The sequence below is a fragment of the Mangrovicoccus sp. HB161399 genome (assembly GCF_013184745.1).
GTDB lineage: Bacteria > Pseudomonadota > Alphaproteobacteria > Rhodobacterales > Rhodobacteraceae > Mangrovicoccus.
Map to the genome: position 1 here is coordinate 1 of NZ_JAATVU010000207.1, position 2,015 is coordinate 2,015.

2 protein-coding genes are annotated in these 2,015 nt (G+C 62.6%); both read left to right on the forward strand.

Features of this window, described 5'->3' with window-relative positions:
- Nucleotides 1-128 precede the first annotated feature (128 nt).
- Complete coding sequence (locus HCC78_RS32285) at nucleotides 129-848, forward strand: type VI secretion system-associated protein TagO (RefSeq protein WP_172332781.1); 720 nt, start codon at nucleotides 129-131, stop codon at nucleotides 846-848.
- Between the two features lie 375 nt (nucleotides 849-1,223).
- On the forward strand, nucleotides 1,224-1,892 hold the full coding sequence (locus HCC78_RS32290) for a hypothetical protein (protein WP_172332782.1): 669 nt from the start codon (nucleotides 1,224-1,226) through the stop codon (nucleotides 1,890-1,892).
- The last annotated feature ends 123 nt before the right edge of the window (nucleotides 1,893-2,015 follow it).

Genomic DNA, 2,015 nt, shown 5'->3' on the forward strand with positions numbered 1-2,015 from the left:
TGGAGGTCTGGCCCATATGGCCGGGATGGTCTTCGTCATGCCGCTGCACGGGCACCTCCTGTCGCTGTCGACTCCCCGCCCGGCGATGTGCTCCGATGCGCGAAAGGGAATTTGTTGAGAGAATGAATATGAAGAGATTGATGATTGCGGCGGCTGTCATCGAAGCGCTGGCCGCTCCGGTTTTTGCGCAAGACCCGCCAGCGGAGGACGACCGCCTCGTCGGCATGACCCCAGATCAATTCCGCGACTTCTGCGTCAAGCAGGAGGCGCAGAAGGCGACTGAAGACCTGGACAAAACCACCCTGAATGTCCTCGACTGCGAGCTCGACCTGCGGAAGCGCCAGCTCGCTGCACTTGAGGCGCGCGCCGCTGCAGCCGGGATCAGGCTTGCCGGCGACAGTGACAACTGGGTGCTTGCAACCCGGCGGGAAGCAATAACAGATCAGCCGGAGGTCCATTTGAGCAGCCAAAGCGTTGCTCCTGTCCAATGCTCCCGCTTCGATGCCGAGACCGTCAAGCTGACGTTGAGATGCCGGAACAACACGACGTCCCTGCTGATCACCGGGAACAATTGCCACTTTGCCGATCACGAAGCGATCTACAGGAAAATCATCTTCCGGGCGGATGGAAACTATGCGTTCTCCGCGACCGGTTCCGCGAGCACGGATAGCCGCACGATTGGCCTTTGGACCGGTCCGGCGGCAGTCCCCGTGATCAAGAATTTCCTCTCCGCCGACCAGCTCCTGATTCGGTTCACCGCATACGCATCCAACACCGCGACCGCCGAGTTCAATGTCTCCGGCCTTGACGACGCGATCGGCCAGCTGCGCGAGACCTGCCACTGGTAGGAAAGGAACACACGCCCCGCGCGGCCCTTCCCGTCGCGCGGGGCCGGGCAGCAGCAACCGCCCGCGGGCATGCTGCACCCCTGCTCCGGCATCATGGCCGATGCGGCGGATCTCCAAGCTCTTCCTAGAGATGCGGCCACCATAAATCCTGCACATTCCAGTTGACCCGGACTCTTGGCGAGCTTCCCCCCAAAGTCTCCGCGCCAAGCCGCACTGCGGCTTGTCCATGACGCCACAGCGCTCCCTCGCGGGCTCTCCGCGGGCGTGCACCTCTTTTTCCGACTTAATTCGAATATTTCCATCTAAAGTTGTCGATTGGATGCGCGGTTTCGGGTATGCGTTAACCATTTGGTAACGAATTTGGAGTCGCGCCTCATGTATGAGCCCCTCATCCAAGCGCTGTTCATGTGTGTATTGGTGATAGCCGCAGTCGCGGCACCGTCGATTTCGTCCTCTCCGGAACGGACAAAGCAGGCCAAGATGAGGGAATGCCCCGTCGAGACGCTGCAAATGTCCGCAAATCGGGCCATCGTCGCGAAGGAGGGTCTGGATCCTCCCGGACTGCGCTGGACTGGCCATGACAGCGCCGGACTCCGCGGACCGGCTCCTGCGGAATGGATCGAGTCCGCCATTCCGCTGAACCGTCCCGAGGGGAACTGGGTCGCCTGGAGATTCCGCAGCGGCAAAGCCAGCGTGAAGGGCACCCAGCAGCACTCCGGGGAGATAGACGCGTTCATTCGGACACTCGAGAAGCCGTTCGACTCCTTGCACGGCCTGATCGAGATCGAGCTCCAGCGGGAACCGGAAGGCCCGCACGGCGGCATCATCTCCGTCGGTGCCACCGTGATCTCCGGCAACCGGGCCAGCCATTACAGCCTCGGCCGCCTCGACCGCGTCGCCACATCCTGGCTGGCCTCGACCTATGGCAGCGACTTGCCCATCGCGGCCGAGCTCGTCCGGCTGGCCTCCGACGGCCGCCATTATCGCATCGAGATTGCCTGCCTCATGCCATCGCGCGGACAGCGGGCACAGTACGCGCTTTAAGGGAATCGCCCCGCGCAGTCCAACCAACCGCGCGGGGCGGAGCTGCGGCACCTCACCCAAGCCGCGGTGCGCCTCGGCACGGTAGAGACCGTGGCACATATTACAACTCGATTCCCGAATGCG

What these genes read in the sequence shown, in the direction of transcription:
- HCC78_RS32285 (WP_172332781.1), top strand. Translation starts at nt 129, where the DNA reads ATGAAGAGATTGATGATTGCGGCGGCTGTCATCGAAGCGCTGGCCGCT.
- HCC78_RS32290 (WP_172332782.1), top strand. Translation starts at nt 1,224, where the DNA reads ATGTATGAGCCCCTCATCCAAGCGCTGTTCATGTGTGTATTGGTGATA.